Source organism: Coprobacter fastidiosus (assembly GCF_982245605.1).
In genome coordinates this window covers 1-6,827 of record NZ_CEVCIF010000070.1, presented here as the reverse complement: position 1 = coordinate 6,827, position 6,827 = coordinate 1, and the positions used below count along the sequence as shown (strand labels likewise).

Below are 6,827 nucleotides of genomic sequence, written 5' to 3'. Positions count from 1 at the left end.
ATACTAAAGAGACAGAAACTTCGACTAACGAAACTCCGATTGATAATAATACAGAAAACACTGAAAACAGAGAAAACGAAAGTCAAGAAAAAACAGAAGACTCCGGATTAGAAATGAAAGACGGATATATGGTATGGAATGTTCCCTGGAGCCTATCGGTTAACTATTCGATCAATTACGGATATGGCACTTTCAATAAAAAGAAAATGGAATATAACGGAAAGATCACACAAAATCTCAGCTTTTCAGGACGCATTCAACCCACAAAGAATTGGTCATTCAATTTCTCGGCAAGTTATGATTTCGACGCAAAAAAAATAGCATATATGAACTGTGGCATTACCCGTGATATGCACTGCTGGACTATGAGTGCAAACTTTATTCCGGTGGGTCCTTACAAATCCTATAATTTCCATATCAGCGTGAAGTCTTCATTATTAAGTGATTTAAAATGGGATAAGAGCGGAAACTCTTATGATCGCTTAAAATGGTATTAACCTTATATTTTTGTTTTTCGATAAAGTTTTTAGTGGGGAATAAAAATCGGCTATCCAACATATTCTTATTATAAAGTGACGAAAATATCTATCTTTTTATCTTTTTGTTTATTAACTTTGTAGACAAGACTCATAAAAAGGAAATCATGCACAAACAAGCCTCAAACCTTCGGAAAAAACACCGGCACATAAAAAACAATCTGCTGACAGACGAATATATATATACCGGAGATCGCAAAGGAGAAATGCACATTTATCTTACACAATATGATGCCGATAATTATATCCAACATTCTTTCACATCTCCGGAAAAGTTACCGGCTCTCATCCAAAACGGTAAAAAGAATTGGATACATATTTCCGGATTGTCCGACACTCATACTGTTGCACTCATAGGCAAAACATTAGGGCTACATTTTACGGATATACAAGATATACTTACCAGCCAACACATTGCGAAGATCGAGACCTATGAAGATAAAACATTCCTTATCCTAAATACATTCTATTACTCTGAAAACAAAGAATTGCAGCAAGAACATATTTGTATAATTATGGGTAAAGAATACGTATTTTCTTTTCAGGAATCAGATCTTCCGCTCTTCGATAATATAGAAAAAGCTATCACTCAAAATACTGCCCGTGTACGCAACCGCCCGACAGACTACCTATTTTGTTTGTTGATAAATAACGTATTCAGCAATTATTTAGACATTATTGCAACCCTCGAAGATGTTTTGGGCACAATGGAAGACGAAATCATTACAGGAAACCCTCGTGATGATTTCGGCAACCGAATACAGGCGAACCGAAGAGATTACCTACAACTGAAAAAATCTATACTCCCCTTAAAAGATGATTTTAATAAACTGATACACAATGAGAACAAACTCATTTGTGACGAAGACATGATATATTTTAATGATCTTGAAGACCGGATGTTATTCATTATACAATCTATAGAAATATGTAGAGAAACTCAGGCTTCTTTACTGGATCTATATTTCTCGAACAATGATTTAAAAATGAATGAAATCATGAAACGGCTGACTGTAGTCACAACGATATTTATCCCTTTAACTTTTGTTGTGGGCGTTTGGGGTATGAACTTTAAGTCAATGCCGGAACTGGAATGGCAATATGGATACCTAATGGCATGGGGATTAATGGGGATTATCGTTATCGGAGTGTGGTGGTACATAAAAAAACAACACTGGTATTAAAGCCTGTCTAAATTTTGCACGGATCGAGTTTAATATTTTTTGAGAATGCTTTCTGTTTTTGAAATGGACACTGAAAGTTGGATAAAAAACTTTCAGTGTCCATTTCATCACTCATATAAAATCAATTAAAAATCATTTTTTGATAAATTGTAAGCGGACAATATCTGTATCTGACTTAATCAAAATCGAATATACACCTTGAACAAGAGACGAAACATCTATTTTATTATCTACAGGGAAGACAGACATGAGAAGTTGTCCGTTCACCGAATATATTTTTGCTTCTTTGGCTACTATACCCTTAATACAGATATTTGAAACAACCGGATTAGGATATACGGTCACGACCTCGGCTGAAGCTGTACTTAATCCGGTCGGAAGCGTCATTACAGCAATCTTTTCCGAAGCTGTAAAATAATCTCCTGAAGTGGCGGTTATAACTACAAAATATTGAGTAGAACCGGTCAAATCCATAAACGTAAAATTCGTTTCATCCGTCACAATATCATCATACCCATCCACCGGAACATCTCCTTTATATAAAGTTACGTGATACTCAGCAGCTCCGGCAACGACATTCCAACTTACTGGAATTTTACCTTCACACACATCACCAACAGCAATAACAGGTTTTGCCAGCGAAGATGTCCCGTTCAATGCTACATTCACCGACTGGGCATAATCCGAAGTCAACGAAAGAACCGCCTCATGCTCTCCTACCTCTTCAGACTCATAAGTTATCGTAATTTGCATAAGACCCGACTTATCCAAAATTAGCACATCTGTATCGAACTTATCAGCATCCGCACCCGTTATAGAAACTGTAATATCATCATATAGATCTGTAGCTGAAATCGTTATTTGCTGTTCAGCAACGACAGAAACTTCTGTTGTAAATTTTGGAATAACAGGCGTCTCAATAACCGGAACTACAGATGTTGTTATCATTTCCGAAACAGCTTCCGGCGAAACAAACTCTCCATACTTGGCTACTATCTTAAAAATATACGCCGTAGCAGGACTCAAACCGGTTATTTGACAAACTGTACCAGCATCCACTTCTTTAGCAACATATCCGTCAACAGGTTTTCCTTCTACAGTCACAACAGTAAGTTCATACACAGTAGCACCCATAACAGCATCCCAATTAGCGAAAAAACCGTCAGGTGTAACTTGCGTTGTAATCAATCCTGTAGGGGCAGGCAATGTCGCCGTACCGTTCAACACCACTGTTACCGGCTCGGCATACTCCGACACTAAAGTTAACTTAGCCGTATGAGTTCCCGGCTTCACCGGTGTATAAGTTATATGTAACTGCTTAGAATCAGCATCCTTACCAATAGTTTCTTCTCCCTCTCCCAAAGTAAATAATGCAGCGTCATCTCCCGATATAACCACTGAAATATCACCATACAAATCGGTCGCACCAACTGTTAAGGTTTGCAATGACGATATACCTGCAACCGATTCAAAAGTCTCTATAACAAGGGGAGCAATCACAGGTTTCAATGTCATTACTTCTTTTACCAAAGAAGCCTCAGATACAAAATCTTCAATTTTTGTTTTCACCGAATATTTATATAATGTACCGGGTACTAACCCTGTAATGTCGACCGATGTCGCCTCAGTAACAACAAAATCATTATACTCCCCTACTATATCACCATCGGCATCCGTTACCGTCAACAAATATGAAGAAGCATTTGTTACCGGTTGCCATGCTACTCGAAACGAAGTCAAATCAATATTATCAGCTGCTTCCACAGAAGGAGCTTCAGGAAGAACGGTGATAATGTCCAATCCCAATACTTTCGAATACGTATTATTTCCCTCATCTGTCACCGTAATATCCGCATGTTTTGCTCCAGTTACCGAAGGATTGTATATATATGATATTTCTTGACTACCTTCTTGCCCAGAAACTCCATTAATTCGAGTGGTCTGAAGAACAATATTCGGATCAGAAGAAATCAATATTAAATCACCCGAAGGGTTGGAGTAATTCACTGTAAATTTTCCGGTAAACGATGCACCTCCAGTAATCGTATCCGTCACCACTGAAGAAGGGAAAGATATAGGCTCTGTAATCGTAATAGTCGGTATCCAGCCATGAGCACAGTAATTTAATCCAAACCAACCCGATGCAGTCACATCATAGTAGAAACGTATGTAACGATCATCTTTATTCAATGGTTGGTCAAACTCCACAGTACCGCTTTCATGATTAAAACTACCCAACTGCCGATAAGAAATATTATCGCTCGAGGCATATACTGTCAGTGAGTTTGTATGGCTTGTGCAAACAGAACCATTTTTACCCACAGTCATTTTCAAACGTCCGGGAACATCACCAATCCAAATAACAGCCGAAGACTCTCCCGTTTTTGAACCATCCTTTATAAAAGAAATCTGATTCGTTCCCGAGACAGATGCTTTAGCCGTACCACTTTCAGAGCGGGAAAAAAGCTGATTATTACTTGTAATATTCAATGGCAGCGATTGTGCCTCCTGTGCCGAAAGTCGTAAATTACCTAAACAAAATAATAAACTTAAAAAAAACGTGAGTCGTAAATCTTTCATATTACTCTTCTTTTATTGATTAATACCTATTTTTCTAAAAAATCGAAGCAAATGTAGATGTTTTGATTACAAATATTATAATATAAAACATTGTTAACGTTTCCCTAAAAGATTTACTATTTATATAAATTCTAAATAAGCAATTCCACTATTCTATTATACGGTAAATTCAAAAGATAAAAACAACGTATTTCAAAGAACTATACTTTCTATTCCTATTTAAAGAATTAAATTTTTATCTTAAAAATAGAACACGATCATTCAATCTTCAGAAATGTTAATAAATATATAAAACACAAATTATGAGATCTAAACATTATGATAAATATACCTATTACACAAATTTCCAATAATACTAACAAGAAAGAATATACTACCAATCAATTAAAAAAAGAATAGTAAATAAGCATTTCCGCATTAACTCGATTGATATATTCGACAAGAGATAAAAAATACACAATTAAAATCCTGTATAAATTTTCCGCCCAAAATATCATCAAGAAGTGTTTGAATTTTATGAAAATATTTTATTTACAATCAAAAAAGGGTTTCAGAACTCTTTGTATATCAAAATAAATCACTACCTTTGCCCCGATTTTGAGACCATATAATGTCTAACTTATTAACAAGAAAATCAATTATTTAAACAAATGGATCAAGAATTAAAAAACTCACCCGTTGAAAATTTCGACTGGGATGCCTACGAAAAAGGCGAAGTGTTAGGTGAAAAAAGCCGTGAAGAATTGATCAACACTTATGATCAATCTCTTAACACTGTAAAAGACAAAGAAGTAACCGAAGGAACGGTTATCTCTATGAACAAAAGAGAAGTTGTCGTAAACATCGGTTACAAATCGGACGGCGTTATTTCGATGAACGAATTCCGTTACAACCCTGATTTAAAAGTCGGAGACACTGTCGAAGTGTATATTGAAAGTCAGGAAGATAAAAAAGGCCAATTGGTGCTTTCTCACAAAAAAGCGCGTGCTACCCGTTCTTGGGATCGTGTTAACTCGGCTCTTGAAAACGATGAAATCATTAAAGGGTTTATCAAATGCCGTACCAAAGGCGGTATGATCGTTGATGTATTCGGTATCGAAGCCTTCTTGCCGGGTTCTCAAATCGATGTTAAACCGATTCGAGATTACGATGTATTCGTGGGCAAAACTATGGAATTCAAGGTGGTAAAAATTAACCAAGAATTCAAAAATGTCGTTGTTTCTCACAAAGCTCTCATCGAAGCAGAACTGGAACAACAGAAAAAAGATATTATCGCCAAACTCGAAAAAGGACAAGTACTTGAAGGAACTGTTAAGAATATCACTTCTTACGGTGTATTCATCGACTTGGGTGGCGTAGACGGTTTGATTCACATCACAGATCTTAGCTGGGGACGTGTCAGCCATCCTGAAGAGGTCGTTTCACTCGATCAAAAATTGAATGTCGTAATCCTTGATTTCGATGATGAAAAGAAACGCATCGCTCTCGGCCTGAAACAACTTACTCCTCATCCTTGGGATGCTTTGAGTTCTGAACTGAAAGTTGGAGACAAAGTAAAGGGTAAAGTAGTGGTTATGGCAGACTATGGTGCATTTATCGAAATTGCTCCGGGTGTCGAAGGTTTGATCCATGTTTCTGAAATGTCTTGGTCACAACACTTACGCAGCGCACAAGACTTCATGAAAGTAGGAGATGAAGTAGAAGCCGTTATTTTGACTTTGGATCGTGAAGAACGTAAAATGTCTTTAGGTATCAAACAATTGAAACCAGATCCATGGGAAAATATCGAAGCTAAATATGCCGTAGGTTCTCGCCACATGGCTAAAGTTCGTAACTTCACTAACTTCGGTGTATTTGTTGAAATCGAAGAAGGTGTTGACGGTCTGATCCATATCTCAGATCTGTCTTGGACTAAGAAAATCAAACATCCGTCAGAATTTACTCAAATCGGTGCAGAAATCGAAGTTCAAGTTTTGGAAATCGACAAAGAAAACCGTCGCTTAAGCCTCGGTCACAAACAACTCGAAGAAAATCCTTGGGATGTATTCGAAACAGTATTTACTGTCGATTCGGTTCATGAAGGAACAATTATCGAAATGCTCGACAAAGGCGCTGTTATCGCATTACCTTATGGTGTCGAAGGATTTGCAACTCCGAAACATTTGGTAAAAGAAGATGGTACTCAAGCTCAACTGGAAGAAAAATTACCTTTCAAAGTAATCGAATTCAATAAAGATGCTAAACGTATCATTTTGTCTCACAGCCGCATTTTCGAAGACGAAGCTAAGGCAGAAGCTAAAAAAGAATCTGCAGCCAAGAAAGCTGCTAAGAAAGCAGCCAAAGCAGAAAATGAAACTGCAGCTATCAACAGCAATGTAGAGAAAACTACTTTGGGTGATATTGAAGAGCTTGCTGCATTGAAAGAAAAATTGGAATCGGAAAAGAAATAATCCGAGAATAGCCATATCCTAAATAAAGGGGCTGTCCAAAAAGTCGGATAGCCCCTTTTGCTATTGTTTATTTCGGT

Annotated in this window: 3 protein-coding genes and 1 pseudogene; 3 read left to right on the top strand and 1 reads right to left on the bottom strand. The window is 37.1% G+C overall.

Annotation, left to right across the window (positions count from 1 at the left end; all coding sequences use genetic code 11):
- Window positions 1-497: pseudogene (locus tag AC0UMU_RS13045) on the top strand (LPS-assembly protein LptD); the annotation flags it as partial.
- Between the two features lie 146 nt (window positions 498-643).
- Complete coding sequence (corA, locus tag AC0UMU_RS13040; RefSeq protein ID WP_022391299.1) at window positions 644-1,720, top strand: magnesium/cobalt transporter CorA; 1,077 nt, start codon at window positions 644-646, stop codon at window positions 1,718-1,720.
- A gap of 132 nt (window positions 1,721-1,852) precedes the next feature.
- Here the strand turns inward: corA and AC0UMU_RS13035 are convergent, their stop codons facing one another.
- Window positions 1,853-4,300, bottom strand: coding sequence for a fibronectin type III domain-containing protein (locus AC0UMU_RS13035; RefSeq protein WP_288641529.1), 2,448 nt, complete (start codon window positions 4,298-4,300; stop codon window positions 1,853-1,855).
- 650 nt (window positions 4,301-4,950) lie between these two features.
- Here AC0UMU_RS13035 and rpsA point away from each other — a divergent pair.
- A complete protein-coding gene (rpsA, locus tag AC0UMU_RS13030) occupies window positions 4,951-6,750 on the top strand; it encodes a 30S ribosomal protein S1 (protein WP_009317779.1) in 1,800 nt (599 codons plus the stop codon).
- The last annotated feature ends 77 nt before the right edge of the window (window positions 6,751-6,827 follow it).

Coding starts and splice junctions, on each gene's coding strand:
- corA (WP_022391299.1), top strand. CDS start 644: ATGCACAAACAAGCCTCAAACCTTCGGAAAAAACACCGGCACATAAAA.
- AC0UMU_RS13035 (WP_288641529.1), bottom strand. CDS start 4,300: ATGAAAGATTTACGACTCACGTTTTTTTTAAGTTTATTATTTTGTTTA.
- rpsA (WP_009317779.1), top strand. CDS start 4,951: ATGGATCAAGAATTAAAAAACTCACCCGTTGAAAATTTCGACTGGGAT.